23 protein-coding genes are annotated in these 25,082 nt (G+C 65.3%); 16 read left to right on the top strand and 7 right to left on the bottom strand.

From position 1 onward, the window contains the following. Window positions 1-271 precede the first annotated feature (271 nt). The 5 genes from JQ627_RS29190 to JQ627_RS29170 all read left to right on the top strand — a co-directional run bounded on the left by JQ627_RS29190 (window position 272) and on the right by JQ627_RS29170 (window position 4,287). Window positions 272-1,117, top strand: coding sequence for an ABC transporter permease (locus tag JQ627_RS29190; protein WP_212487834.1), 846 nt, complete (start codon window positions 272-274; stop codon window positions 1,115-1,117). Window positions 1,118-1,121: 4 nt separating this feature from the next. Further along, the gene (locus JQ627_RS29185) at window positions 1,122-1,907 is read left to right on the top strand and encodes an ABC transporter ATP-binding protein (protein WP_212487828.1); all 786 of its coding nucleotides are present in this window, start codon (window positions 1,122-1,124) and stop codon (window positions 1,905-1,907) included. Between the two features lie 54 nt (window positions 1,908-1,961). Beyond that, window positions 1,962-2,471, top strand: a complete 510-nt coding sequence (locus JQ627_RS29180) for an OsmC family protein (protein ID WP_212487827.1) — start codon at window positions 1,962-1,964, stop codon at window positions 2,469-2,471. Between the two features lie 181 nt (window positions 2,472-2,652). Then, window positions 2,653-3,468, top strand: a complete 816-nt coding sequence (locus tag JQ627_RS29175; protein ID WP_212487826.1) for a hypothetical protein — start codon at window positions 2,653-2,655, stop codon at window positions 3,466-3,468. 105 nt (window positions 3,469-3,573) lie between these two features. Continuing rightward, window positions 3,574-4,287: a hypothetical protein gene (locus JQ627_RS29170; protein WP_212487825.1), complete on the top strand. Its 714-nt coding sequence runs from the start codon at window positions 3,574-3,576 to the stop codon at window positions 4,285-4,287. Window positions 4,288-4,410: 123 nt separating this feature from the next. Here the strand turns inward: JQ627_RS29170 and mutS are convergent, their stop codons facing one another. Beyond that, window positions 4,411-7,149 (bottom strand): DNA mismatch repair protein MutS, encoded by a 2,739-nt coding sequence (mutS, locus tag JQ627_RS29165; protein ID WP_212487824.1) that lies wholly within the window; start codon window positions 7,147-7,149, stop codon window positions 4,411-4,413. Between the two features lie 216 nt (window positions 7,150-7,365). Here mutS and pcaF point away from each other — a divergent pair, with 216 nt between their 5' ends. From pcaF to JQ627_RS29140, 5 genes are all read left to right on the top strand, one after another. Next, entirely contained in the window at window positions 7,366-8,574 is a 1,209-nt protein-coding gene (gene pcaF, locus JQ627_RS29160) for a 3-oxoadipyl-CoA thiolase (RefSeq protein ID WP_027542154.1), read from the top strand. A gap of 248 nt (window positions 8,575-8,822) precedes the next feature. Continuing rightward, the gene (gene pcaH, locus JQ627_RS29155) at window positions 8,823-9,524 is read left to right on the top strand and encodes a protocatechuate 3,4-dioxygenase subunit beta (RefSeq protein WP_212487823.1); all 702 of its coding nucleotides are present in this window, start codon (window positions 8,823-8,825) and stop codon (window positions 9,522-9,524) included. A 1-nt stretch (window position 9,525) separates the two neighbouring features. After that, window positions 9,526-10,128 carry a protocatechuate 3,4-dioxygenase subunit alpha gene (pcaG, locus tag JQ627_RS29150; protein ID WP_212487822.1) on the top strand — a complete coding sequence of 201 codons (603 nt, stop codon included), beginning with the start codon at window positions 9,526-9,528 and terminating at the stop codon, window positions 10,126-10,128. A gap of 252 nt (window positions 10,129-10,380) precedes the next feature. Continuing rightward, window positions 10,381-12,072 (top strand): methyl-accepting chemotaxis protein, encoded by a 1,692-nt coding sequence (locus JQ627_RS29145; RefSeq protein WP_212487821.1) that lies wholly within the window; start codon window positions 10,381-10,383, stop codon window positions 12,070-12,072. A 76-nt stretch (window positions 12,073-12,148) separates the two neighbouring features. Beyond that, entirely contained in the window at window positions 12,149-13,213 is a 1,065-nt protein-coding gene (locus tag JQ627_RS29140; RefSeq protein WP_212487820.1) for a phosphotransferase, read from the top strand. Between the two features lie 127 nt (window positions 13,214-13,340). Here the strand turns inward: JQ627_RS29140 and JQ627_RS29135 are convergent, their stop codons facing one another. The 3 genes from JQ627_RS29135 to JQ627_RS29125 are packed head-to-tail and all read right to left on the bottom strand — an operon-like array spanning window position 13,341 to window position 16,558. Continuing rightward, window positions 13,341-14,897 (bottom strand): MDR family MFS transporter, encoded by a 1,557-nt coding sequence (locus JQ627_RS29135; RefSeq protein ID WP_212487819.1) that lies wholly within the window; start codon window positions 14,895-14,897, stop codon window positions 13,341-13,343. A 16-nt stretch (window positions 14,898-14,913) separates the two neighbouring features. Further along, the gene (locus JQ627_RS29130) at window positions 14,914-16,083 is read right to left on the bottom strand and encodes an HlyD family secretion protein (RefSeq protein WP_212487818.1); all 1,170 of its coding nucleotides are present in this window, start codon (window positions 16,081-16,083) and stop codon (window positions 14,914-14,916) included. Then, the gene (locus JQ627_RS29125; protein ID WP_212487817.1) at window positions 16,076-16,558 is read right to left on the bottom strand and encodes a MarR family winged helix-turn-helix transcriptional regulator; all 483 of its coding nucleotides are present in this window, start codon (window positions 16,556-16,558) and stop codon (window positions 16,076-16,078) included. The genes JQ627_RS29130 and JQ627_RS29125 overlap by 8 nt, the downstream gene beginning before the upstream one ends. A gap of 156 nt (window positions 16,559-16,714) precedes the next feature. Between JQ627_RS29125 and JQ627_RS29120 the strand changes: the two genes are divergently transcribed. The 5 genes from JQ627_RS29120 to JQ627_RS29100 all read left to right on the top strand — a co-directional run bounded on the left by JQ627_RS29120 (window position 16,715) and on the right by JQ627_RS29100 (window position 21,442). Continuing rightward, complete coding sequence (locus JQ627_RS29120; RefSeq protein WP_212487816.1) at window positions 16,715-17,209, top strand: Fur family transcriptional regulator; 495 nt, start codon at window positions 16,715-16,717, stop codon at window positions 17,207-17,209. 35 nt (window positions 17,210-17,244) lie between these two features. Then, the gene (locus JQ627_RS29115) at window positions 17,245-18,198 is read left to right on the top strand and encodes a DMT family transporter (RefSeq protein ID WP_212487815.1); all 954 of its coding nucleotides are present in this window, start codon (window positions 17,245-17,247) and stop codon (window positions 18,196-18,198) included. Window positions 18,199-18,210: 12 nt separating this feature from the next. After that, window positions 18,211-19,494 carry a flavodoxin-dependent (E)-4-hydroxy-3-methylbut-2-enyl-diphosphate synthase gene (gene ispG, locus JQ627_RS29110; RefSeq protein WP_212487814.1) on the top strand — a complete coding sequence of 428 codons (1,284 nt, stop codon included), beginning with the start codon at window positions 18,211-18,213 and terminating at the stop codon, window positions 19,492-19,494. A 242-nt stretch (window positions 19,495-19,736) separates the two neighbouring features. Further along, a complete protein-coding gene (locus tag JQ627_RS29105) occupies window positions 19,737-20,633 on the top strand; it encodes a TauD/TfdA family dioxygenase (RefSeq protein WP_212487813.1) in 897 nt (298 codons plus the stop codon). Further along, window positions 20,630-21,442: an N-acetylmuramoyl-L-alanine amidase gene (locus JQ627_RS29100; protein WP_212487812.1), complete on the top strand. Its 813-nt coding sequence runs from the start codon at window positions 20,630-20,632 to the stop codon at window positions 21,440-21,442. The genes JQ627_RS29105 and JQ627_RS29100 overlap by 4 nt, the downstream gene beginning before the upstream one ends. Before the next feature lie 46 nt (window positions 21,443-21,488). On the opposite strand, the gene JQ627_RS29095 is transcribed toward JQ627_RS29100, so the two are convergent. The 3 genes from JQ627_RS29095 to JQ627_RS29085 all read right to left on the bottom strand — a co-directional run bounded on the left by JQ627_RS29095 (window position 21,489) and on the right by JQ627_RS29085 (window position 24,534). Continuing rightward, complete coding sequence (locus JQ627_RS29095) at window positions 21,489-23,099, bottom strand: Na+/H+ antiporter (RefSeq protein WP_249143466.1); 1,611 nt, start codon at window positions 23,097-23,099, stop codon at window positions 21,489-21,491. Window positions 23,100-23,144: 45 nt separating this feature from the next. After that, the gene (gene bla, locus JQ627_RS29090) at window positions 23,145-24,014 is read right to left on the bottom strand and encodes a class A beta-lactamase (RefSeq protein WP_212487811.1); all 870 of its coding nucleotides are present in this window, start codon (window positions 24,012-24,014) and stop codon (window positions 23,145-23,147) included. A 145-nt stretch (window positions 24,015-24,159) separates the two neighbouring features. After that, complete coding sequence (locus tag JQ627_RS29085; protein WP_212487810.1) at window positions 24,160-24,534, bottom strand: nuclear transport factor 2 family protein; 375 nt, start codon at window positions 24,532-24,534, stop codon at window positions 24,160-24,162. A 94-nt stretch (window positions 24,535-24,628) separates the two neighbouring features. Here JQ627_RS29085 and JQ627_RS29080 point away from each other — a divergent pair, with 94 nt between their 5' ends. Next, window positions 24,629-25,057, top strand: coding sequence for a GFA family protein (locus tag JQ627_RS29080; RefSeq protein WP_212487809.1), 429 nt, complete (start codon window positions 24,629-24,631; stop codon window positions 25,055-25,057). Window positions 25,058-25,082: the final 25 nt, after the last annotated feature.

The following is a 25,082-nucleotide window of genomic DNA, read 5'->3' as shown; positions in this document are numbered from 1 at the left end:
CAGCCACAAAATGCTCCAGGCGAGGTGGAATAACGACTTTCTCCTCTCCGTCCTTGCCCATATGCGATAGCCCTACCTGGAGGGGGAGGGTGGCTTCGCGACAGCGAAGCCGGGTGAGGGGTCTCTATCCTCACGGGCAGTTTTGCGAGTGGAGCGAACCCCTCATCCGGCGCTTCGCGCCACCTTCTCCCACAAGGGGAGAAGGGAAGACGGCGCCGCAATCGGCCCGCGCGCCCTTGCATTCCCCGACCAGACGCGCTTCCTACCGGCCATGATCTCCGACGCGCCAGTCCTGCAACAGACATCGGAACCGGCCGAGAGCGCCGCTGCGCCCTCGCGGCTGTCGCGCTACGTGCGGCCGATGCTTGGGATCTTGCTGCCGCTGGCATTGGCACTCGGCTGGGAGCTCGTGGTCTGGCTTGGCTGGTCCAACGGCCGGTTGGTGCCGCCGCCCTCGCGCGTGCTTGCCACCATCGCCGAGCTTGCGCGCTCCGGCGAGCTGGTTCGTCACATTGCCGCGACGTTGTGGCGGGTTGGCCTCGGCTTCGCCTTCGGCGTCATCGCGGGCACGCTGTTCGGAGCCATCTCCGGCTACTGGTCGCTGGCGCGGCGGCTCTTTGATCCGACAGTGCAGGCCCTGCGCGCGATCCCTTCGCTGGCCTGGGTGCCGCTGTTCATCCTCTGGCTCGGCATTTTCGAGACCTCGAAGATCGCGCTCATCGCGGTTGGCGTGTTCTTCCCGGTCTATCTCGGCGTGATGGGCGCGATCCTTTCCGTCGATCGCAAGATCGTCGAGGTCGGACACACCTTCCGCCTCTCCGGGTTCGCCATGATCCGCCGCATCCTGCTGCCCGCGGTGCTGCCGGCCTATGTGGTGTCCTTGCGTGTCGGCCTTGGTCTGGGCTGGATGTTCGTGGTGGCCGCCGAGCTGATCGGCGCCTCCGAAGGGCTCGGCTATCTGCTGCTCGACGGCCAGCAGCTCGGCAAGCCTGCGCAGATTTTGGCCGCGATCGTGATCTTCGCCATCCTCGGCAAGCTCACCGACTGGCTGATCGAGGTCGGTGCCGCGCCCTTCCTGCGCTGGCAGGACGCCTTCGGCCGCGCGAAGGGAGCCTGACGCGATGCTGGCGCTCGACCGGGTCAGCAAGACCTATCCCAACGGCGTGCAGGCGCTGGCGCGCTTCTCCGCCGAGATCAGGCAGGGCGAGATCATCGCCATCATCGGTGGCTCCGGTTGCGGCAAGTCTACACTGCTGCGCGCGATCGCAGGTCTCGACCGCGCCAGCTCGGGCGCCGTGACGCTCGACAGCGAGGCGATCAATTCGCCGCACGCCAAGATCGGCATCATCTTCCAGGAGCCGCGGCTTTTGCCCTGGCTCAGCGTCGCCGACAATATCGGCTTCGGCCTTGCCGACCTGCCCGCGGCCGAGCGGCGCGAGAAGGTGGCGCGCGCGCTCGAACGCGTCGGCCTCGCCGACAAGGCGCAGGCCTGGCCGCGCGAGCTCTCGGGCGGGCAGGCGCAGCGCGTCGCGATTGCACGCGCGCTGGTGCCGCAGCCCGAAGTGCTGCTGCTCGACGAGCCGTTCTCCGCGCTCGATGCCTTCACCCGCAGGGATCTCCAGGATCATCTGCTCGATCTCTGGGCCGACACGCGGCCGACCTTGATCCTCGTCACGCATGATGTCGACGAGGCCGTGGTGCTGGCCGACCGCGTCCTGGTGATGCGGCCGCGGCCGGGCCGGCTGTTCGACCAGATCGAGATCAATCTGGGCCGGCCGCGCGACCGTAATTCGCCGCTGTTCGAGAATTTCAAGCGAAGTGTGCTGACGTCACTCGACCGTTCCCTCGACCGCAGCGTGCCCGACCGTGACGCAACCCAGGGTCCCGGTCAGGCCATGTGGTGGTGACAATTTCTCTCCAAGCCGGTACATCGAAGAGCGATTTTTCCGGGAGAGAACAAGATGGACGCCGCAGAACTGCGCCAGATGCAGGCCCCGATCAAGGAACGCTACAAGACCGATCCCAAGACCGCGATGATCACGCTGAAGGCCAAGGGCTCGACGGATAGCGAAGGCATCGCCTGCAAGGTCGAAACCGGCCGCGCCATCGCGCTTGCCGGCCTGCATCCCGCCACCGGCGGCTCCGGCCTCGAGCTTTGCTCCGGCGACATGCTGCTGGAAGCTTTGGTCGCCTGCGCCGGCGTCACGCTGAAATCGGTCGCGACCGCAATCGAGATCCCGCTGAAGACCGGCAACGTCTATGCCGAGGGCGATCTCGATTTCCGCGGCACGCTCGGCGTCGACAAGGAGACCCCGGTCGGCTTCGCCGAGATCCGCCTGCGCTTCGAGGTCGACACCGACGCGCCGCAGGACAAGCTCGATCTCCTGCTCAAACTCACCGAGCGCTATTGCGTGGTCTACCAGACCATCAAGAACGGCCCGAAGGTTTCGGTGTCGATGCAGCGGATGTAGCTCTCTTTGCCCTCCCCTGGAGGGGGAGGGTCGATCGCGCGCAGCGCGAGCGGGGTGGGATGACGGTCTCTCCACGTCGCACACTGCCCGTGTTGAGAGATCACCCCACCCCGTCTCGCACCGCTGACGCGCTGCGAGCCGACCCTCCCCCTCCAGGGGAGGGTAAAAAACACCGCGCTAAATGCCCCCCGAGCTCCACTTCATCCTCCTCCTCGTGCTGCGCATGGCGATCGCCGCGGCATTCGTCGTGTCAGCGTCGTTCATTGCCGAGCGCACCGGCCCGGTGATCGGCGGACTGGTGGCGACCTTGCCGATCTCGGCCGGTCCTTCCTACGTCTTCCTCGCGCTCGATCATGACGCCGCCTTCATCGCGCAAGGCGCGCTGTCGAGCCTTCCGGTCAACGCCGCGACGATCGTCCTTGGGCTCACCTATGTGGTGCTGGCGCAGCGGAACAATCTGCTGGTGAGTGCCGGAAGCGCAGTTGCCGTGTGGATCGTGCTGGCTTCCATCATCCGCCTGTTCGACTGGACCCTGATCGCCGGGCTTGCCGTCAACCTGGTCGCGTTCGGCATCTGCATTCCGCTGCTCGCAAGGTACCGCCATGTGAAGATGCCGCTGGTGACGCGTCGCTGGTACGACATTCCATTCCGCGCCTCGCTGGTCGCGACGCTGGTTGCGATCGTGGTCTCGACCTCGGGCTGGGTGGGCCCGCGCGTCTCCGGCGTCATCGCGCTCTACCCGATCGTGTTCACCAGCATGATGGTGATCCTGCACCCGCGCATCGGCGGACCGCCGACCGCCGCCGTGCTCGCCAACTCCGCCTGGGGCCTGCTCGGCTTCGGCACGGCGATCGCGGTGCTGCATCTCGGCGCCGCAAACTTCGGCTCCGCAATCGGCCTCAGCATGGGGCTCGCCACCTGCATCGGCTGGAACCTGACGCTGTGGTGGATGGGACGACGGAAGAGGCCGATGCATCGGCCGCGCCGCGCTTCCTAAGGCGAGGTACGCTACGCTTTGGGACCTCAGCCCTGCGTCAGGATAGTTAGTTACCGGGGCTGGCAGACCCGCTAAACTGGTAACTGAGCAAGATCGGGGCGTGCGGTGGAGGGATTGTACAAAGTCGAATACGATATCAACGACGGCTCCGGCCGCAGCGTGCTGTACGCCCATGCCGGGAAAATGCTTGGCGGCAACACGGCCTTCGCCCACCTCGGCACCTACGAGATTGTGAACGGCGAGATCGTCGCCAGGCTCCGGACGAAGCGCCACAGCCGGTCGCCGCAGCACAGGTCGCTGGTCAGTTCCGACGCCGTCACAATCAGCATTCGCGGTCGACAGCAGGGCAAGCTCTACCGCTTCGAGGGAGAAGTGGTCGAGGACGCCTCGGTGTTTCGCGCCGTGATGACGCCGCTCGGCGACGATGACGTTCCCCCGCCCGGTGCGGTCGGCGAGGGCGGCATCGTCAGCGGACTCTATTCGATCGACATCCGGATGCTGGATGGAATTACCGGTGGCCATACCGGCGTGATGTTGCTGCGCGACGGCCGCATCCTCGGCGGCGATGCCTTCTTCTATTATCTCGGCGCCTATTCTTCGGCTAACGGTCGCTGGAAAGGCGAATTCGTCAATCAGGAACACACGCTGGCAAAGAGCGAGCATCCCTTGTTCGGTGGCTATGAGGTGGGCATCGGCTTCTCCGGCCACTGCGATGATAAGGGCGCCGACATGGAAGCGATCGCGCTTGCCGGCAAGCGCAGCATCCGCCTAACCGCCACCTTGAAGCTGATCGAGCCGTTTGCCAGGGCGGGCCGCTGACGGCCAGTACGCCGGCGAACACGGCTAGGCCTTCGCAATTCCGCCTGCGGCACACAGCCCGGCTTCGTGGCTCGCCTCATGGCTTGTCGGTCAAAGTAACCGCCGGAGGCGGAAGGTTCGCTGTCACTGCTTCGGCAGCTTGGCCTTCAGCGCATAGAGCGCATCCAGCGCCTCGCGCGGCGACATCTCGTCCGGGTGCAGCGCCTTCACGGCGTCCATCAGCAGTTCGGCCTCGCTCGGCGGCGCGGCTTCCGCGGCGGCGCGCGAGGGCACGGCGAACAGCGGCAGATCGTCCACCAGCGCCCGTGCGGTCTGGCCGCGGTCCTGTGCCTCCAGCTTGGAGAGTACGGACTTCGCGCGCGTGATCACCGCCGGCGGCAGGCCTGCGAGCTTGGCCACCTGGATGCCGTAGGAGCGGTCGGCCGAGCCCGGCAGCACCTCGTGCAGGAACACGACATTGCCCTGCCATTCCTTCACCCGCACCGTCGCGTTGAACATGCGCGGCAGTTTTGCCGAGAGCGCGGTCAGTTCGTGATAATGCGTGGCGAACAGCGTGCGGCAGCGGTTGCTCTCGTGCAGATGCTCGATCGCGGCCCAGGCGATGGAGAGGCCGTCGAACGTCGCGGTGCCGCGGCCGATCTCGTCGAGGATCACGAGCGCGCGCTCGCCGGCCTGGTTCAGGATCGCCGCGGTCTCGACCATCTCCACCATGAAGGTGGAGCGGCCGCGCGCGAGATCGTCGGCGGCGCCGACGCGCGAGAACAGGCGGTCGATGATGCCGATCCGCGCCCGCGTCGCCGGCACGAAGCTGCCGATCTGCGCCAAGAGCGCAATCAGCGCGTTCTGGCGCAGGAAGGTCGATTTACCGGCCATGTTGGGACCGGTGAGCAGCCAGAGCTGGCCGGATTTTTGCGCCGGTGTTGGCGAGAGATCGCAGGCATTGGCAATGAACGGCTCGCCATTGCGCTTGAGCGCCTGTTCCACGACGGGATGGCGGCCCGCCTCGATCGCAAAGCCGAGGGAGTCATCAACGTCCGGCCGCACGTAATTGTCGTCGATCGCGAGCTTGGCCAGCGAGGTCGCGACGTCGAGCAGCGCGAAGGCATGGGCGGCGGCGCGTAGATCGTCGCTGATATCGAGCGCCTTGGCGCAGAGCCGCTCGAAGATCTCGAGCTCGAGTCCGAGCGCGCGGTCGCCGGCATTGGCGATCTTGGCCTCGATCTCGCCCAGCTCGGAGGTGGTAAAGCGCACCTGGCCCGCCAGCGTCTGGCGATGGATGAAGGTCGCATTCAGCGGCGCCGACATCAGCTTGTCGCCGTGCTGCGCGGTGACCTCCACGAAATAGCCGAGCACGTTGTTGTGGCGGATCTTGAGGCCCTTGACGCCGGTATGATCGGCGTAGCGCGCCTGCATCGAGGCCACCACGAGGCGCGAGGCGTCGCGCAGGCTTCGGGTCTCGTCGAGGGCGGGCTCGTAGCCCTGACGAACGAAGCCGCCATCACGCTTGATCAGCGGCAGTTGCTCGTCGAGGGCACTTGCGAATTCAGCCGCGAGTTCGCGCGACGGACGCTGCAAGGCCGCCATCACCACCGCGATCTCCTGCGGCGGCTGGTCGAGCTCGGAAAGCCGCATCAGCACCTGGTCGGCAGCGATGATGCCATCGCGCAAGCCGGCGAGGTCGCGCGGGCCGCCGCGGCCGACCGAAAGACGGGCCAGCGCCCGCGACATGTCGGGTGCGCCGCGCAGGATGCTGCGGATGTCCTCGCGTGCGGCAGAGTCCGCAACGAAGGTGCTGACGGCATCGAGCCGCCGCGCGATTGCCGGTGCGTCCGTCAGCGGCGCTGCCAGCCGCTGTGCCAGCAGGCGCGAGCCGGCCGAGGTCACCGTGCAGTCGATCGCATCGAGCAGCGAGCCGCGGCGTTCGCCCGCGAGCGTTCGCGTCAATTCGAGATTTGCGCGGGTGGCCGGGTCGATCGCCATGGTCGCGCCCGAGGCCTCGCGCGCGGGCGGCGACAGCGGCGGATGCTTGCCGACCTGGGTGCGGTCGACATAGGTGACGGCGGCGGCTGCGGCGGTCGCTTCCAGCCGGGTGAGCTGCGCGAGCCCGTCCATGGTCGCGACGGCGAAATAATCGCATAGGCGCTTTTCCGCGGTGGCGCCGTCGAAGACGTCGCGGGTCAGCGGCGTCACCGCCGGCAGCTCGCGCAAGGTCTGCCCAAGCTCGCTATCATTGTAGAGCGCGTCGGTGACGATCGCCTCGTTCGGATTGATGCGCGCCAGCGTCGCGGCCAGCTCACCGCCCGAACATTCCATCACCGTGAATTCGGCGGTCGAGATGTCGATCCAGGCAAGCCCAAAACGGTCGCCGCCACCGGAGGCGCGGGCGCGCGCGATCGCCAGCAGATAATTGTTGGCGCGCGCATCTAACAGCGTGTCCTCGGTCAGCGTGCCCGGCGTGACCAGCCGCACGACGCCACGGCGCACCACGCTCTTGTTGCCGCGCGCTTTCGCCGCTGCGGGATCCTCGGTCTGCTCGCACACCGCGACCCGGTGGCCGGCGGTGATCAGGCGATGCAGATAGTCCTCGGAGCGCTCGACCGGCACGCCGCACATCGGGATATCGTTGCCCTGATGCTTGCCGCGCTTGGTCAGCACGATGCCGAGCGTCCTGGAGGCGATCTCGGCATCCTCGAAGAACAATTCGTAGAAATCGCCCATCCGGTAGAACAGCAGCAAGCCCTGATGCGCCGCCTTGATCTCCAGATATTGTTCCATCATCGGCGTGACGCGCGCGGCAGCTTCCGCCGGCGGTGCGGGCGTGGATTCGGGTTCTGGCGCGGGGATGGGCTGTTGCATTGTCATGGGCGGCGCAACCTACAAAATTTCGCCCCGTGCTCCTATCGCTTTGGCCGGATGGGGCGGGTTTTCCACGTTGTCCGCACCGCGGCATGCGCTAGCGGCGTCCGGGCCCTTCGGAACACGCAAGAAACCGTCAATTGACCTGCCGCGGGCGCCCTCCTAAAACTCCGCGGACATTGAAGAATTTGGGCCGGACCGCGGCATTCAGGGAGAACAACGATGCGTGACGTCTTTATCTGCGATGCCGTGCGGACCCCGATCGGCCGTTTCGGCGGTTCGCTCGCCAAGGTGCGCGCCGACGACCTCGCGGCGGCCCCGATCAAGGCGCTGATGGCCAAGCATCCCAATCTGGACTGGGCACAGGTCGACGAAGTCTTCTTCGGCTGCGCCAACCAGGCCGGCGAGGACAACCGCAACGTCGCTCGCATGGCGCTGCTGCTTGCGGGCCTGCCGGATTCGGTTCCCGGCCAGACCCTGAACCGGCTCTGCGCCTCCGGCCTGGACGCGGTCGGCGCGGCCGGCCGCGCCATCCGGTCCGGCGAGATCGAGCTTGCGATTGCCGGCGGCGTCGAATCCATGACCCGCGCGCCCTTCGTGATGGGCAAGGCGCAGGAAGCCTTCTCGCGCTCCGCCGAGATCTTCGACACCACCATCGGCTGGCGCTTCATCAATCCGCTGCTGAAGGCGCAGTACGGCGTCGACGCGATGCCGGAGACCGGCGAGAACGTCGCCGAGGAATTCCAGGTCTCGCGCGCCGACCAGGACGCCTTCGCCATCCGCTCGCAGCAGCGCGCCGGTGCGGCGATCGCGGCGGGTTATTTCGCCGAGGAAATCACGCCGATCACCATTCCCGGCGGCAAGGCCGGCCCGATTACGGTCGACAAGGACGAGCATCCGCGCCCCGAGACGACACTGGAGGGTCTCGCCAAGCTGAAGCCGATCGTGCGCAATCCCGGCACCGTGACCGCCGGCAACGCCTCCGGCGTCAATGACGGCGCGGCCGCGATGATCCTCGCCTCGGAAGCCGCGGTGAAGAAGCACGGCCTGACGCCTCGCGCCCGCATCCTTGGCCTCGCCTCGGCCGGCGTGCCGCCGCGCATCATGGGCATCGGCCCGGTGCCGGCGACCCGCAAGCTGATGGAGCGGCTCGGCAAGAAGATCAGTGATTTCGACCTGATCGAGCTCAACGAGGCCTTCGCCTCGCAAGGCATCGCCTGCATGCGCCAGCTCGGCGTCGCCGACGATGCCGATTTCGTCAATCCGCATGGCGGCGCCATCGCGCTCGGCCATCCCCTCGGCATGAGCGGCGCGCGCCTCGCGCTCACCGCCGTCCACGGCATGGAAAAGCGCGGCGGCAAGCTCGCGCTGGCCACCATGTGCGTCGGCGTCGGCCAGGGCGTTGCGGTCGCGATCGAGAAGCTGAACTGAGACTGTATCCACCCCTCTCCCTGTTCTTAGGGAGAGGGGTGGAGTGAGGGGTTTCTCGCCGCGGATGAGATGGCCGTGGGACCCGTACCCCCTCACCCGGATTGCTTTGCAATCCGACCTTTCCCCGCAAGCGGGGCGAAGTGAAGAAAAGGAGCCTCGAAACCGGCTTCCCTAGATTAGTTATATTCTATAATGATCGGCGGAAGCGTTGACCGGCTGGACCAAAATGGCCGGGGAGGAGTTCGCCAATGACATTCATCTATCCCGTCGACAGCAACAAGGCGCATCCGCTGCCGCTGTCGCCCGAATACAAGAGCTCGATCAAGCGCGCGCCGAACAAGCCCTTGATCCCGATGCGCCACACGCTGTCGGAATTGACTGGCCCGGTCTACGGCCACGAGACCGTGCGCGAGGGCGATAGCGATCTCACCACCCAGCATACCGGCGAGCCAATCGGCGAGCGCATCATCGTGCACGGCCATGTCCGCGACGAGGACGGCCGCGGCGTGCCGAACTCGCTGGTCGAGATCTGGCAGGCCAATTCATGTGGCCGCTATGTCCATGTCCGCGATCAGCACCCGGCGCCGCTCGATCCGAATTTCACCGGTGCGGGCCGCACCGTGAGCGATGCCGCGGGCTACTACCGCTTCGTCACCATCAAGCCCGGCGCCTATCCCTGGGGCAATCATCACAATGCCTGGCGTCCGGCGCACATCCATCTCTCGGTGTTCGGCCATTCCTTCGTCACGCGCCTCGTGACGCAGATGTATTTCCCGAACGATCCGCTGTTTCCGTTCGACCCGATCTTCAACTCGGTGCCGGACGAGAAGGCGCGGGCGCGGATGGTCTCGTCATTCGACCTCGAGAACACGCAGCCCGAATGGGCGCTGTGCTACCGCTTTGACATCGTGCTGCGCGGCAAGAACGCCACGCCTATGGAGAACCACTAAAGTGCAGGATTCTCTGAAGCCCAACGGTATCACCCCATCGCAGACCGTCGGTCCGTTCTTCAAATACGGCCTGACGCCGAATGGCGAGTACGCCTGGAACGACGCGTTCACCAACTCGACGCTCACGCCCGACGTCACGGGCGATCGTGTCCGTATCGAAGGCCGCGTATTCGACGGCGACGGCGTCGCCGTGCCCGATGTCATGCTGGAGATCTGGCAGGCGGATGCGCAGGGGCGCTTTGCCGACCCGCAGGACAAGCGCGCGCTGCCGAACGCCAGCTTCCGCGGCTTCGCCCGCTGCGGCACCGACAAGGACGGGCATTATTCCTTCGACACCATCAAGCCGGGCGCGGTGCCCGACCCTGATGGCAAGCCACAGGCGCCGCACATCGTCCTTGCGGTGTTCGGCCGCGGCATGCTGCGGCATCTCTACACCCGCATCTATTTCAGCGACGAGGCCGGCAATGCCGCCGATCCCGTGCTGGCGGTCGTGCCCGCCGATCGCCGCGCGACGCTGATCGCGACGCGCGAGGCGGGGAAAGCGGTCTATCGGCTCGACCTGCGACTTCAGGGCGACGACGAGACGGTATTCTTCGACGTTTGAGGCGACACGTGCCGGCGATGTCGAGTCGCCGCCACGCGTTTCTCATCCAGCGCAACCAGGCCGGCCACTTGGCGATCAGGCCTGAAGTCCCAGGTTCGTGCATCAGCGTCGCTGGCTCAAGACCGATGGTTTGACGTCCTGTTCCCGTAGTTTTGCGGAGCTCGCGCGATACAATTTCGGCGTGAATCAATTCCGTATTTACCGTGTTCGTCTAGGGTCGCTGCCGTTTCGACGCGCGCCCCGGATTGTTTCATGAAAATTCGCCTGTCCTTGTCCTCTGCGATCATTGCGTTCGGCATCGTTCTCGCCATCGGCTTTACTGCGGTCGTCTCGACCAGCCTTTACGCCCTGCGCGAGCTCAAGGTCGGCGGTCCGCTTTATTCCGGCATCAAGCTCGGCAACGACCTCATCGCGGACATCCTGCCGCCGCCCGAATATGTGATCGAAGCGTATCTCGAGGCCACGCTCGCCATGCGCGAGCCCGACCAGCTGGCGGCCCACGGCGAACGCCTGGTCCAGCTCCGCAAGGATTACGACGAGCGCAAGGCATTCTGGACCACCTCCAGCCTCTCCACCGATCTGAAGACGGCGCTGGTGTCGAAATCCGACGCCGAGGTGCAGAAGTTCTGGAAGCTTCTGTCCGACCAGCTGCTGCCGGCCCTCAAAGCCAAGGACATCGCCGGCGCCGAACGCGCCTATGCACAGCTCAAGGACGCCTATACCGCGCACCGCGCCGTCATCGACAGCATCGTCGAGAGCGCCAACAAGCAGAATGCCGATATGGAGAAGCTGGCCGCCGACCGCGACAGCTCGATCCTCTACATTCTCCTCGGCGTCTCCGCCGCCGTCCTGGCCTTCATTGCCGCAGGCCTGCTCGGCGTCGCACTTGGCGTGGTGCGCCCGATCGTGCGCATGACGGACGCGATGCAGAAGCTCGCGACCGGCGATCTCGCCGCCGACATCCCCTTCGCGCATCGGCAGGACGAGGTCGGCTCGATGGCGGGTGCGCTCCAGGTGTTCAGGCAGGGGGCGATCGAGAATTCGCGCCTGCGCGAGGAGCAGTTGCGGAAGGAGCAGGAGGCCGCGACTGCCAAGCGTGGCGCCCTGCACCAGATGGCCGAGACCGTCGAGCGCGAGACCGGCCGCTCGGTCGATTCCGCAAGCGTGGCAAGCCAAGGCGTCGAACGGGCCGCCTCCAGCCTGTCCGAGATCGCCCGCTCGCTGTCCGCGGAGTCGCAGGCAGTGGCCTCGGCGTCAACCCAGGCCCTGGGCAGCTCGCAGACCGTCTCGGCCGCGGCGGAAGAATTGAGCGCCTCGATCCGGGATATCGCAACGCAGGTCGCACGGACCAGCACGGTCACCAAATCGGCGGTCGCAGGCCGCGAGCAGGCGCGTTCGACCATCCAGGCGCTGGCGGGCGCGGTGAAGAAGATTGCGGAGGTCTCCGACCTCATTGGCGGCATCGCCGGCCAGACCAATCTCCTGGCGCTCAATGCCACGATCGAGGCCGCGCGGGCCGGCGAGGCCGGCCGCGGTTTTGCGGTGGTTGCGGCCGAAGTGAAATCCCTGTCCGACCAGACCGCCAAATCCACCGAAGAGATCGGGCGCCTGATCGCCGAGGTTCAGGCCTCGACGCAGGCCGCAGTCGATGCCGTCGAGACGATGGGAGGCCACATCGTCGAGATCGACGGCGTGGCGACTTCGGTCGCGGCGGCGATGGAGGAGCAGGACACCGCAACGCGGGAGATCGCGCGGTCGATTTCCGAATCGGCCTCCGCTGCGAAGGAGGTCTCGGCCAAGATCGCCAATGTCAGCCGCGATGCCGCCTCGGTGGACGAGCGCGCCGCGGAGGTGAGGCAGGCGATTGCCGGCATGGCGGCCAACCTGGAATCGCTGCGGTCGGTCGTGGTGAGGACCGTGCGCGACTCGACCGCTGCGGCTTGAGTCGGGCGCGAGGTCTGCCGCTGGTGCCTGGGCGCGTGATCGTGCAGTATGGCGCGGGATAGGGGCATCGTGGTTCATGACACCTCCACAATTGCCGGCGGTCGCTGAGCCCGCCCGATTGACGGCCGCGCTACGCAGGAGCGGCGTGCTGGACGCCGGCGCCGTCCGCGAGGTGAAGGTGCTGCATCAGCGCGACACGGTCGTGTCGCACATCATCCGCCTTGCCCTGCGCTATGTCGGAGAATCCGCCGGCGCCCCGCAATCGCTGATCCTGAAGACCGCCAATGCCGCGTTCGCGCAGACGCTTGCCAATGGCGGCCGGAGCGAGGTCGCCTATTACACGCAGCTGACGCCGAGCATGCCGTCGGGACTCGTGCCCCGCTGCTTCGACGGGCATTTCGACGAGGACAGCCTCACTTGGCATCTTCTGCTCGAGGACTTCACTGACAGCCACCAAGTCGCGACGGCTTGGCCGTTGCCGCCGTCGCGTGAGCAGATGTTCTCGATCGTCACCACGCTCGCCCGGTGGCATGCGGCATGGTGGGACCATCCGAGCCTCGGCGATACCGTCGGCACCTGGGCGAGCACCGAGGACAGCACGCAGCACATGGAGACGTTTGCGGGCCATTATGACCGCTTTGCCGATCTGCTCGGGGATCGCCTCAGCGAGGAGCGGCGCATCCTCTATCGTCGCCTCATCGATCAGTCGGAACGGCTCTCCCAGCGTTACCATTCACGCCGTCATCTCAGCATCACCCATGGCGACGCCCATGCCTGGAACTTCCTGCTCCCGCGCGCAGGCGTTGCCGATACCGTGCGCATCTTCGATTTCGACCTGTGGAGCATCAACGTTCCGACCGGCGACCTCGCCTACATGATGGCGATGCAATGGTATCCGGAACGAAGGCAGGCGCTCGAACGCTCGCTGCTCAATCTCTACCATGATACGCTGGTTGAAAGCGGCATCACGGGCTACACGCGTGGTGCGCTCGATCGCGACTACCGTTGGTCGGTGCTCTGGCATATCACGAGGCCGGTCTGGCAATGGAGCATCAACATCCCGCCGTTGATCTGGTGGAATAATCTGGAGCGGGTGATGATGGCGGTGGACGATTTGGGCTGTGAGGAGTTGTTGTCGTAGCTCGTGCCACAAATTCGCTGTCGTCGCCCGGCTTGACCGGGCGACCCAGTATTCCAGAGACGTTGTGGGATTCGGAGAAGCCGCGGCGTACTGGATGCCCCGCCTTCGCGGGGCATGACACCTGCTACTACTCCATCACCGCATGTTCCGGTCCCGCGGACTGCTTGCGCAGCGTGGCCTTGGTCGAGCCGATCATCAGGGCGAGCGGGATGGTGCAGAGGATGAAGATCATCACCAGCATGTAGTCGTGTGCGAAGGCGATGATCTGCGCCTGCACGCTCACCATCCGGTCGGCCATGGCGCGGCCGGCGTCGGTGGAGAGGTTGATCAGGCCGCGGACGTCGGGCATCTGCAGCGCGTGGTTGAACGGGTTGATGTGCTCGGAGAGGATTGCGTAGGTCTTGCGCGTGCCCTGCGTCAGCTGGGCGATCACGATGGAGATGCCGACCGAGCTCGCGACGTTGCGCAGCAGCGTCAGCATCGAGGTGCCGTCGGTGCGCAGATGGTTCGGCAGCGTAAGGAACGACACGGTCGAGAGCGGCACGAAGACGAGGCCGAAGCCAAAGCCCTGGATCACGCTGACGATGACGATCTCCGGCACCTGGGTCAGGTCGGTCCAGCCGGTCATCTGGTACAGCGAGGCCGCCGTCAGCATCAGGCCGCAGATGATCAGCGTGCGCGCCTCGATATAGCGCATGATCCGGCCGACCATCATCATCGCGAAGAAGGTGCCGAAGCCGCGGCTCGCGAGCAGGCCGCCGGCGGTCATGATGGGATAACCGATGACGTTCTGCAGATAGGGCGAGGCCAGCGCCATGGTCGAGTACAGCACGAGGCCCATCACCGTCATGAAGATGCAGCCGGTTAGAAAGTTCCGATCCTTGAACAGCGCGAACTGGATGAAGGGACGCGACGTCGTGAAGGAGTGGGCGAAGAAGTAATAGAAGGCGATGCCCGAGATCACGAACTCGGTCACGATCTCGACCGACTCGAACCAGTCGAGCTGCTCGCCGCGGTCGAGCGCGAGCTGGAGCGCGCCGATCCCGACCGCCAGCGCGGCGAAGCCGAACCAGTCGAATTTCAGGCTGAGGTTCTTGTCGGTCTCGTCCATGAAGACGGCGAGCCCGAGCACGGTGATCGCGCCGAACGGCAGGTTGACGAAAAACACCCAGTGCCAGGAATAGGTCTCGGTCAGCCAGGCGCCCAGCGACGGTCCCATGATCGGCCCCATCATCACGCCCATGCCCCAGATCGACATCGCCGTGGCGCGTTCCTGGAGCGTGTAATAATCGAGCATGACCGACTGCGACAGCGGCACCAGCGCCGCGCCGAACACGCCCTGCAGCAGGCGGAATAGCACCATCTGGTTGATGTCCTGCGCCAGGCCGCACAGCACGGAGGCGAAGGTGAAGCCGGCGGCGCAGATAATGAAGACGCGCTTGCGGCCGTAGCGGTTGGAGATCCAGCCCACCGGCGCCGTCATGATCGCGGCGGCGACGATGTAGGAGGTCAAGACCCAGTTGATCTGGTCCTGTGACGCCGACAATGTGCCCTGCATGTAGGGCAAAGCGACGTTGGCGATGGTGGTGTCCAGCGCCTGCATGATGGTCGCGGTCATGGCGCAGATCGTCACCATGTTCCGGCGCAGGCCGGGGACCATCAGGCTGGCATTGGGGCCGGACATCGGATCAGTCCTTGTCTCAGTCTTGGTCTTTGTCCTGGCCCGCGGTCGCCGACAGGCCGAGCAGACCGGCGAGCGAGCGCTTGTGGCCGGTGTCGATGGTGGCATAGACGCTCATGCCGGCCTTCAGCTTCCGCACGTATTTGTCGGTCTCGTCGAAGTAGATGCGGATCGGCACGCGCTGCACCACCTTGACGAAATTGCCCGTGGCGTTCTGCGGCGGCAGGATCGCGAATTGCGCGCCGGTGCCGGGCGAGAGCGAACCGATCTTGCCCTTGAAGACGTGGTTCGGGAACGCGTCGACCTCGAGGGTAACAGGCTGTCCCTCGGTGACGTAGGTGAGGTCGCTCTCCTTCGGATTGGCGTCGACCCAGGGGTGGGCGACGTCGATGATGGAAAACACGGCCATGCCCGCGGTGACGTAGCGGCCCAACTGGATCTGCTCGACCTGCGTCGCGACGCCGCCCATCGGCGCGCGCACCACGGCGTGGTCGAGGTTGCGCTCGGCATTGTCGAGCTTGGACTTGGCCTGCGCATAAGGCGGGAATTTCTCCAGCGGCAGGTCGGTGTCGCCGAGCAGCTGCGTTTTGGCCGTCGAGATCTGTTGTCTGACATATTGCGCGATCGAGCCTGACGTCACCAGCGCGTTCGAGGCGTTGTCGAGGTCGAGCTGCGAGCCGAAGCTGTTCTTCACCAGCGCCTGCTTGCGCTCGACGTCGCGCTGCTTCAGGTCGACGCCCTTCTGGGCGAGGTCGAGCATGTCGCCGTAGATCTTGATGTTGGCGCGAAGGTTGTCATAGGTCGTCTGCGCCTGCATCAGCTGCGCCTTGGCCTCGTCCACCGCGAGGCGGAACGGCACCGGGTCGATCTCGAACAGCACGTCGCCCTGCTTGACGAGCTGGCCTTCCTTCACGACGACCTTCTCGATCTTGCCGGAGATGTCAGGCGTCACCAGCACCTTCTGCGCGCCGACATAGGCGTCGTCGGTGCCGACATAGCGGCCGCCATGCAGATAGAAGGTGACGCCGCCGATGGCGACGACGATCGGCAGCACGACCATCAGCAGGACGCGGCGATAGCGCCGCAGTCCCGCGATCAGGCGGCGGCGCGGCTCGGTGCCAGCCTTCTTGGTGGGCTTGCCGCTGTCGCCCTTCTGCTCGGGCGGGAATTTGAGGACCTGATCAGCCATAGCGCTGCTCCTTACGCGCTTGTTCCGCCCCAGAGGCCTGGATCGCGTTACGCACGTTTTCCTTGATTGTTTCGAGTTGGGTGAGAAGGCGGTGCGCATCCGCCGGGTTGATGCCGTCGAGCGCGTTCGCGGTGAGCTCCGATTTCAGGCCGCTCATCTTGCCGAGCAGTTGCCGCCCGGCCTTCTTCAGATAGAGGCGTTTGACGCGGCGGTCCGAGGCGTCACTGCGGCGCTCGATCCAGTCGCTCTCGCACAGCTTGTCGATCAGCCGCGTCAGCGTGATCGGCTGCATCTCCAGGAGCTCGGCGAGTTCCGACTGTTTCATCCCCTCGCTGCGCTCGACCTTGGCCAGCACCGCCCATTGGGCGCGAGTGATGCCGAAGCGCGATGCCTCCTTGTCGGCATAGACGCGCAAGAGGCGGTAGAGCTCGCCGAGCGTGAACAGGAAGTTCTGGTCGACAGACCCGCGGGTCATAAGCTTGGTCTCCAATAAGCTTGGATATAATAAGCAAGCTTATGATTATTTCATGGCGGGTTAACGGGACGCTGTCCCGCGAGATGAGCATGGCTGGCAGCCAGTCAGCCGGTCGTGCTTTGGGTTCCCGCGCCGAAATGCTAGAAGACGCGCCACATGACCCTCGCAAAGCCGGCCTTTCCCGCGCCTGACCACGATCACGGCCGCTGCACCGCGGACGCGCTGGCGCATGCCGAGGCGGTTTGCGAGCAGCGCGCGCAGAAATTCACGCCTATACGCCGCCAGGTGCTGGGGGCGCTGCTGTCCAGCCATAGGCCGCTCGGCGCCTATGAGGTGATCGACGAACTGGCCAAGTCGATGCAGCGGCCGGCGCCGATCACGGTCTACCGTGCTCTCGATTTTTTGATGGCCAACGGCCTCGTGCACCGCATCGAAAGCCGCAACGCCTATCTCGCCTGCGCGGCCCATGACCATGACGCGACCTCGGCGGTGGCGTTCCTGATCTGCGAGCGCTGCGGCCTGGTCGGCGAGATCTCGTCGGCGTCCTTTGCCAAGGATCTCAATACCGCCGCGCGCAGCTCAGGCTTCGCACCAAAACTGTCCGTGGTGGAGATCACAGGCGTCTGCACCCATTGCCAGAAGAAGTCTTGAAGCAACAACGGCGCAAAGCCGGATCTCGGGAAGAAATGTCCGCACCTCAAACCATACCGTCCGCCGGTCGCGCCCTCAGTGCCGGCGCCATCGCCCTGATGCTCATGCTGTGCCTGACCTGGGGTTTTAATCAGATCGCGGTGAAGCTGGTGCTGCCGGACGTGCCGCCGATGCTCCAGGCGATGATCCGCTCGATGGGTGCGTTGCCGGTGCTGTTCATCATCGGCACGTTTCGCGGCGTCAAATTCTTCGAGAATGACGGCACGTGGAAGCCGGGCCTGATCGCCGGGTTGATGTTTGGCATTGAGTTCGTGCTGATCTTCCAGGGCCTGCGCCTGACGTCCGCCTCCCGCGCGGTCGTGTTCCTCTACACGGCCCCGTTCTTCGTCGCGCTCGGCTCCTATCAGATGCTCGGCGAGCGGCTTGGCGGCTCGCAATGGCTGGGCCTCGCGGTGAGCTTCGCCGGCGTCGCGCTCGCGATCGGCGTGCCGCAGCCGAATGTCGATTCCCACGTCCTGCTCGGCGATCTCCTGATCGTGCTCGGCGCCTCGCTCTGGGCCGCGACCACGCTGGTCGCCAAGGGCACAAGGCTGCGCTTCGCGGCGCCGGAAAAGGCACTCGGCTATCAGGTCGCGATTTCGATCCCGATCCTCGGCACCGCCGCCTGGCTGTTCGGGGAGACCATCACCCACACCCCGTCGCCGCTGTCGCTCGGCCTGATGGCCTTCCAGGCGATCTGGGTGGTTGGAACCACGTTCACGCTTTGGTTCGCACTGGTGAAGGCCTATTCGGCCAGCAAATTGTCGGCTTTTACCTTCATCACCCCTTTGTTTGGCGTGGTGGGTAGCTATTTCATCATGCACGACACCTTGAGCCTGACATTCGGGGCCGCCGCGATCCTTGTAATTGCTGGGCTTTTTCTGGTTAACCGTCCCAGCCAAACGGCTGCGGCGCCGCGCGATGCATTGCTCAACGTCACCAAAACCTGATATTTGGACCCCATGAACAAGCTCGAAAACCCACTCGATTCCGACATCGCGGGCCCGGCGCCCCGGCACCAGACCACCCAGGTGAAGGTCGGCGACGTCGCCGTTGGCGGCGGTGCGCCGATCGTCGTGCAGTCGATGACCAACACCGACACCGCCGATATCGACGGCACCATCGCCCAGGTCGCAGCGCTCGCGCGCGCCGGCTCCGAGATGGTTCGCATCACCGTCGACCGTGAGGAGGCCGCTGCCGCCGTTCCGCATATCCGCGACGGCCTGGCCAAGCGCGGCATCACCACGCCGCTGATCGGTGACTTCCACTATATCGGCCACAAGTTGCTCGCGGCCTATCCGGCCTGCGCCGAAGCGCTCGCCAAGTACCGCATCAATCCCGGTAATGTCGGCTTCAAGGACAAGCGCGACACGCAGTTCGCCGACATCATCGAGATCGCGAACAGGAACAGCAAGCCGGTCCGCATCGGCGCCAATTGGGGCTCGCTCGACCAGGAACTGCTGACCAAGCTGATGGACGAGAATGCCGCGTCCGCCAATCCGCGCGACGTGCGCGCGGTGACGCGCGAAGCGATGGTGCAGTCGGCGCTGCTCTCGGCCGCGCGCGCCGAAGAGCTCGGCATGCCCAAGGATCGCATCATCCTCTCCGCAAAGGTCTCGGCGGTGCAGGACCTCATCGCGGTCTATCAGGATCTCGCCAGCCGCTCCGACTACGCCATCCATCTCGGCCTCACCGAAGCCGGCATGGGCTCGAAGGGCATCGTGGCGTCCTCGGCTGCGCTCGGCATCCTGCTGCAGCAGGGCATCGGCGACACCATCCGCATCTCGCTGACGCCGGAGCCCGGCGGCGACCGCACCCGCGAAGTGCAGGTCGGTCAGGAGCTCTTGCAGACCATGGGCTTCCGCACCTTCGTGCCGCTGGTCGCGGCGTGCCCCGGCTGCGGCCGCACCACCTCGACCACGTTCCAGGAGCTGGCGCGCTCGATCCAGGACTTCATCCGCGACGAGATGCCGGCCTGGAAGACGAAATATCCAGGCGTCGAAGAGCTCAACGTCGCGGTGATGGGGTGCATCGTCAACGGCCCCGGCGAATCCAAGCACGCCAATATCGGCATCTCCTTGCCCGGCACCGGCGAAGCGCCGGCCGCGCCTGTTTTCGTCGACGGCAAGAAGTTCCGTACGCTGCGCGGCCCCACGATCTCCGCCGACTTCAAGGCGCTCGTGATCGACTACATCGATCAGCGCTACGGTCAGGGCGCCAAGGTGCCGGTGACCGCGGCGGAGTGATCTCACGCCGCTAGCGCCCCACACTCCGCCGTCGTCCCGGCGAACGCCGGGACCCATAACCACAGGCCGTGGTTATGGCGCGGGATGGTAGTTGCAAGATTTCGTCAAACCCAATCCTGTGGGTATGGATCCCGGGCTCGCGCTACGCGCGCCCGGGGACGACCGCTGTGTTCGCGGCGCAGATTGCGTATCTGTCACCGCGCGCTACGATGCTCCCAATCAAAACGATCGGGAGACACGCCATGAGCTCACTCGCCGGTAAGCAGGGGCCGCGCTATCGCCACACGGCTGAAGACGGCGCGCCGTACGAGACCATCGCGGTCGAAAAGCTCACCCCCATAATCGGCGCGGAAATATCCGGCGTCGACCTCGGCAGCCTCGTCGATGGCGATGCCCGCTCCAACCGGCAGATGGACGAGATCCACCGCGCGCTTGCCGAAAATCTCGTCATCTTCTTCCGCGATCAAAACATCACGCCAAAACAGCATCTCGCCTTCGGCCGCAAGTTCGGCGAGCTGCATTTCCATCCCGCAGCTCCGCACGAGGACGAAGACCCGGCGCTGATGAAGATCTACGCCGACAAGAACTCGCCGCGGGCGAACGGCGAGGGCTGGCATTCGGACGTGTCCTGCGATCTGGAGCCGCCGATGGGATCGATCCTCTACATCAAGCAGTGCCCGCCGCGCGGCGGCGACACGCTGTTTGCCAACATGTATGCGGCCTATGAGGCGCTGTCGGATCGCATGAAGGCCTATCTCGACGGCGTGACCGCGCTGCACGATGGCGAGCCGATCTATCGCGGCCTCTACGCCAATTACGGCGTCGCCGACCGTCCATCCTATCCCAATGCCGAGCATCCGGTGGTGCGCACGCATCCGGTCACGGGCAGGAAGGCGCTCTACGTCAACCGCGGCTTCACCCGCCATATCAACGGCATCCCGCGCGACGAGAGCGACGCGATGCTCGCCTATCTCTACCAGCACGCCGAGAACCCGCTGTTCCAGTGTCGCTTCCGCTGGACCGAGAACGCCATCGCCTTCTGGGACAATCGCTGCACCCAGCACCGCGCGATGTGGGACTACTGGCCGCACACGCGCTCAGGCACGCGCGTGACGGTGAAGGGGGAGCGGCCGGCGTGAGCAAGCCGTGGCGCGCCATCGCGTCCGTCGCTGCTTTGCTGATCCCGTTCTTGCTTTCGTCGGTTGATCACAGCCAGGCAGCAAGGACGCGCAAGGCTGCGAAGGCGAAACCGAGGGCGTCCGCGCCGGAGACATGCGAGCCGCGCAAATTCCGCATCGTCGTCGACGTCGGGCACACCCCGGATTCCTACGGCGCGTTGAGCGCGCGCAATGATCCCGAATTCGGCTTCAACTTCCGCCTAGCAAGACTCGTTGCGGCGAAACTCAAGTCCGAAGGCTTTGCCGCGACGCGCCTGCTCGTCACGGACGGCAAGGCGCGGCCGAGCCTGTTCAAGCGCGTCGGTGCCGCGAATGACGGCCGGGCCGATCTCTTCCTGTCGATCCATCACGATTCGGTGCCGGACAAGCTGCTCGAAACCTGGGAGTTTGATGGTTCGAAGAGCTATTTCAGCGACCGCTTTTCCGGTCACTCGCTGTTCGTGTCCGAGCGCAATCCGCGCTTCGCCACCAGCCTGGCGCTGGCCCGGTCGATCGGCGGGCAATTGAAGGAGCAGGGCCTGCACTATGCCAGCCAATACACCCTGCCGGTGATGGGCCGTTACCGGCGCCAGTTGCTCGACAAGGATGTCGGCGTTTATCGCTATGACGGGCTCATCGTGCTGTCGCGAACGAGAAGCGCGGCAGTGCTGCTCGAAGCCGGCTCGATCATCAACCGCGACGAGGAGATGACGATGAACTCGACGGAGCGGCAGGAAATGATTGCGGGGGCCGTGGCGGCTGGGGTCGGGGAATTTTGCAAGATGCGATAGTTGGCGCTGCCGTCATTGCGAGCGAAGCGAAGCAATGACGAAAAGGCTACAGCGGCGTCCCCCGATACTCCCTGTTCGCCAAACTCGCTTCCTCCAGATCCAGGTCGCGCTCGATCCGGCGCCGCGTCTCGTCGGTGATCTGGCCGTCGCGCAGGAGGTCGTGGATGAATTTGCGCTCGGATGTGATCAGCTCGCGGGTCAGCGCGGTGCCGGCAGCGGAAACGTCGTGGCGGGCGGGATCGAGCGAATCCGGCAGCTGGTTGACGCGGATCTCGTGGCGCGCGCGCAGGAGCCGCATCACCTCGTCGGAGACCTCCTTCTCCTCGGTCAGCGCGTCCAGCGATTTCAGCGCGGCGTCGAGGGCCTGGCGGCGCGCGGCGATCTCGGCCTCGTGCTCGGCGACATGCTCGTTGCGGCCGGCCTCGGCGACGCCGAGCCAGCGCACCACCGGCGGCAGTGTCAGGCCGACGCCGATCAACGTGACGAAGATGACGCCGAAAGCGACGAACAGGATCAGGTCGCGATACGGGAAGGCATTGCCATCAGGCAAAGTGAACGGCAGCGCCAGCGCGGCCGCCAGCGACACCGCGCCGCGCACGCCGGTGAAGGCGAGCGTGAACGGCCATTGCCAGGGGGGCGACGGATCACGCTTGCGCAGGCTCTTGCTTAATATCCGCGGCAGATAGATCGCAGGATAGAGCCAGGCGAAGCGTGCGATGACGATGACCGTCAAAACCACGGCGGTCGCGATCATGATATCGTCGAGTGGAAACGCCTTCGACTTCTCGTAGAGCGCGCGCATCTGGAAGCCGGTGAGCAGGAACAGCAGGCCCTCGATCAGGTAGATGATGAGGTCCCAGAAGAAGATGCCTTGCAGGCGCGTCGACGCGGAGATCAGCAGCGGGCCGTTCCAGCTCACATAGAGGCCGCAGGCCACGGTCGCGATCACGCCGGAGCCGCCGATATGCTCGGGCAGCCAGTAGGACACGTAGGGCGTGATCAGCGACAGCGTCAGCTCGACCTGCGGATCCCTCGACCATTTGCGGAAGCGAAGGGAGAGCCAGCCAATGCCGATGCCAAAGGCGATCTCGCTGGCGACGATGAGGAAAAATTCGCCGGCCGCCAGCGGCAGCGAGAAATGACCGACCATGATGGCCGCAAGCGCGAAGCGGTAGAGGATCAGGGCGGTCGCGTCGTTCGCGAGTCCCTCGCCCTCGAGGATGACCAGGAGCCGGCGCGGTATGTTCAGACGGCGCGCGATCGCGAGCGGCGCCACCACGTCGGGCGGCGCGACGATGGCGCCCAGCAGGAATCCGATGGTCCAGGGCAGGCCGATCACATAATGCGTGGCCGCAGCCACCAGCGCTGCGGTGAAGATCACCGCGCCGACCGCCAGCAGCACGATCGGCCGCAGATTGTTCCTGAACTCGCGCCAGCTCATCGCGACGCTGGCCGAGTAGATCAGCGGCGGCAGCACCATCAGCAGCACCAGTTCCGGTGGCAATTCCACCGGCGGCATGCCCGGTACGAAGGCGAGGCCGACGCCGGAGAGCATCAGGAGAATGGCGGGTGCGATGTTGAAGCGGCGGGCGACCAGCGCGGTGCCGGCCAGCACCGTGAGCAGGATGAGAAAGGTCTGGAATTTCGCTGCGATCATGGCCTGTCTTGGCCCGGAAGCGGCCAAAAGGTCAATGCGCAGCGATCACGCCAGCCGTTCGGCCACCATGCGTCCGACGCGCGCGAACACGGCTTCGATCTGCGCCTTGGTCGGCATGCCACCCTGGGTATAGGCTGCGATCAGGATTGGTACATCCGCCTTGTTGTCGAGCTTGGGCCAGACGACCGCGATATCGCCCGACGCGTCCTTGCCGTTGTTGCCGGTCTTGTCGCCGATGGTCCAGCCTGCCGGCAGACCGCCGCGCAGCCGGTTGGCGCCGGTCTTGCAGCCCACCATCCATTCGGTGAGCTGGGTGCGCGAGGCCGGCGACAGTGCTTCGCCCACCACCAGCCGCTTCAGATTGCCGGCCATCGCCGCCGGCGTCGTGGTATCATGGGGATCGCCGGGCGGTGAGCGGTTGAGCTCGGGCTCGTTGTGGTCGAGCCGCGAGGTGGTGTCGCCGAGCGATCGCCAGAATGCCGTGAGTGCGGCGGGGCCGCCGATCCGCGCCAGCAGCAGATTGGCGCAGGTGTTGTCGCTGAGCTCGACGATCGCCTTGCACATCTCCGTGACGGACATTTTGCCGGCCGCGAGATTTTGTTTGGCGACCGGCGCGTAGTCCAGCAGGTGGGCCTTGCTGTAAGGGATCATGGCCGCGAGCTGCTCCTCGCCGCGATCGACCCGCGCCAGCACGCAGGCCGCGAGCGAGGCTTTGAATGTCGAGCACATGACGAAGCGCTCGTCGGCGCGCCATGCGAGCTTCGCGCCGGTCGCGAGGTTTTCGGCATAGACCCCGATCCGCCCGCCGCTCTCGCGCTCATAGGTTTCGAGCTCCGGCGGCGCGTCTGCAGCAAGCGCGGGAGAGGCGGCCATCCAGGCGAGCGAGGCGAGCAGGGTACGGCGGTCGAGCGGCATAAGGGACTTTCAGACATCGTCATTGCGAGCGCAACGAAGCAATCCAGAATCTTTCCGCGGAAACAGACTGGATTGCTTCGCTGCGCTCGCAATGACTGAGAATGCGGGGCGAGTGTGCCGGATTTCGGGCAGTGCGAGGGTGCCCTCACTCCCTCAGGTCATACCGGTACGACTTCGACACGATCTGCCAGCCGTCGGCGAGCTTCATCGCCACCAGATAATCGGTGAAGAACCGGGGCGGAAGCTGGCACCTGACCTTGATGAACGCGGTCTTCTCGTCCGACCTGTCGATGGTGACGATGAAATCCTCGCGCGGCTTGCCTTCGGCCTTGGCGGAGGCACGCTTGCGCACGCGGTCGAGCCAATCGGGCACGGTCAGCACCTGAAGCTCGCCCTTCTCGACCCAGCGCAGATCGGCGGAGGGATGGAAGATGGCGCCGAGCTTGTCGGCATCGCCCTCATAAAGTCCGTCGAAATAGGATTGCACGACGGCTTCGACGCTCGAACGGTTGTGGCTCATGGGTCATCCCTTTGAATGATGGCTTGGGGCGAACTTAGTCGTACGCATCAAAATGCGCTATGGGTGTCTGCGCCAATTGCGCGAGGACGCTGGAATGACCGGATCAGAAAATTCGAACGCTCGTATCCTCGCCGGCGAATGCTACTGCCGCGCCGTGCGCTACGAGGTTGCGGACGCGTTCTCTTACGCGATGAACTGCCACTGTTCGAACTGCCGCCGCACCACCGGCTCCGCCTTCAAGCCATTCGCCGGAATCGAGCAACACAAGCTCCGCCTCGTTCATGGCGAAGATCAGCGCCTCATCTACGGCGACGACACCACCCATAACGCGCACTGCGGGCGCTGCGGCTCGCTGCTTTATTCCCGGGTGCGCGAGGGGAAATGGGTCCATGTCGCCATGGGAACCCTGGTCGATGCGCCCTCGATCCGGCCGGGCGCCCACATTTTCGTCGGCTCGAAGGCGCCATGGCACGAGATCACGGACAATCTGCCGCAATATCGGGGGCACATCGGGGATGACTGAGGGGAACCAGGCCTGCATGCGGCAT

This window comes from Bradyrhizobium liaoningense, assembly GCF_018130785.1.
Lineage (GTDB): Bacteria > Pseudomonadota > Alphaproteobacteria > Rhizobiales > Xanthobacteraceae > Bradyrhizobium > Bradyrhizobium liaoningense_A.
Note: the sequence above shows the minus strand (reverse complement) of the source record. Positions and strands in the feature narration are given on the sequence as shown.

Bases quoted from the DNA above. Each gene is read 5' to 3' on its own strand.
- JQ627_RS29190 (WP_212487834.1), top strand. From the start codon at position 272: ATGATCTCCGACGCGCCAGTCCTGCAACAGACATCGGAACCGGCCGAG.
- JQ627_RS29185 (WP_212487828.1), top strand. From the start codon at position 1,122: ATGCTGGCGCTCGACCGGGTCAGCAAGACCTATCCCAACGGCGTGCAG.
- JQ627_RS29180 (WP_212487827.1), top strand. From the start codon at position 1,962: ATGGACGCCGCAGAACTGCGCCAGATGCAGGCCCCGATCAAGGAACGC.
- JQ627_RS29175 (WP_212487826.1), top strand. From the start codon at position 2,653: ATGCCCCCCGAGCTCCACTTCATCCTCCTCCTCGTGCTGCGCATGGCG.
- mutS (WP_212487824.1), bottom strand. From the start codon at position 7,149: ATGACAATGCAACAGCCCATCCCCGCGCCAGAACCCGAATCCACGCCC.
- pcaF (WP_027542154.1), top strand. From the start codon at position 7,366: ATGCGTGACGTCTTTATCTGCGATGCCGTGCGGACCCCGATCGGCCGT.
- pcaH (WP_212487823.1), top strand. From the start codon at position 8,823: ATGACATTCATCTATCCCGTCGACAGCAACAAGGCGCATCCGCTGCCG.
- JQ627_RS29145 (WP_212487821.1), top strand. From the start codon at position 10,381: ATGAAAATTCGCCTGTCCTTGTCCTCTGCGATCATTGCGTTCGGCATC.
- JQ627_RS29140 (WP_212487820.1), top strand. From the start codon at position 12,149: ATGACACCTCCACAATTGCCGGCGGTCGCTGAGCCCGCCCGATTGACG.
- JQ627_RS29135 (WP_212487819.1), bottom strand. From the start codon at position 14,897: ATGTCCGGCCCCAATGCCAGCCTGATGGTCCCCGGCCTGCGCCGGAAC.
- JQ627_RS29130 (WP_212487818.1), bottom strand. From the start codon at position 16,083: ATGGCTGATCAGGTCCTCAAATTCCCGCCCGAGCAGAAGGGCGACAGC.
- JQ627_RS29125 (WP_212487817.1), bottom strand. From the start codon at position 16,558: ATGACCCGCGGGTCTGTCGACCAGAACTTCCTGTTCACGCTCGGCGAG.
- JQ627_RS29120 (WP_212487816.1), top strand. From the start codon at position 16,715: ATGACCCTCGCAAAGCCGGCCTTTCCCGCGCCTGACCACGATCACGGC.
- JQ627_RS29115 (WP_212487815.1), top strand. From the start codon at position 17,245: ATGTCCGCACCTCAAACCATACCGTCCGCCGGTCGCGCCCTCAGTGCC.
- ispG (WP_212487814.1), top strand. From the start codon at position 18,211: ATGAACAAGCTCGAAAACCCACTCGATTCCGACATCGCGGGCCCGGCG.
- JQ627_RS29105 (WP_212487813.1), top strand. From the start codon at position 19,737: ATGAGCTCACTCGCCGGTAAGCAGGGGCCGCGCTATCGCCACACGGCT.
- JQ627_RS29095 (WP_249143466.1), bottom strand. From the start codon at position 23,099: ATGATCGCAGCGAAATTCCAGACCTTTCTCATCCTGCTCACGGTGCTG.
- bla (WP_212487811.1), bottom strand. From the start codon at position 24,014: ATGCCGCTCGACCGCCGTACCCTGCTCGCCTCGCTCGCCTGGATGGCC.
- JQ627_RS29085 (WP_212487810.1), bottom strand. From the start codon at position 24,534: ATGAGCCACAACCGTTCGAGCGTCGAAGCCGTCGTGCAATCCTATTTC.
- JQ627_RS29080 (WP_212487809.1), top strand. From the start codon at position 24,629: ATGACCGGATCAGAAAATTCGAACGCTCGTATCCTCGCCGGCGAATGC.